Here is a 425-nt window from a genome sequence, read left to right as displayed (position 1 = left end):
GGCCCTGAATTCTCTGAACCCGGAGATGGCACGCGCCATCGACGAGATCCTGAAGCAGTGGCGTGACGACGACACCGTCACCCAAGTTGTCATCCAGTCCTCTGGCAAGCACTTTTGCTCCGGCGGCGACGTCCGTGCCGCGCGCGACGGTGTCCTCGAGGGACGCCTGGATGAGGTCGATACGTTTTTCGCAGACGAGTACGCCATGAACTTGGACATTGCGAACTACCCCAAGCCGTACATCGCGCTGTGTAGCGGCGTGATCATGGGCGGTGGCATGGGTGTGTCGGCGCACGGCTCGCACATGGTGGTCACTGAGGACGCGTTCGCCTCCATGCCGGAGATGAACATCGGTTACATCACTGACGTGGGTATGTCGTGGTTGCTGCAGAACTTGCCGAAGCACCCCTCGCAAGCGCTCGGCG

At 61.4% G+C, this 425-nt stretch carries 1 protein-coding gene; it reads left to right on the top strand.

Features of this window, described 5'->3' with window-relative positions; all coding sequences use genetic code 11:
- The coding region (locus HMPREF2791_RS12305; protein ID WP_246825500.1) for an enoyl-CoA hydratase/isomerase family protein at window positions 1–425 on the top strand (425 nt) is incomplete at both ends.

This window comes from Corynebacterium sp. HMSC034A01 (assembly GCF_001838175.1).
Classification (GTDB): Bacteria; Actinomycetota; Actinomycetes; order Mycobacteriales; family Mycobacteriaceae; genus Corynebacterium.
The sequence above is the reverse complement of the archived record's forward strand: the minus strand, read 5'-3'. Positions and strand labels throughout refer to the sequence as shown.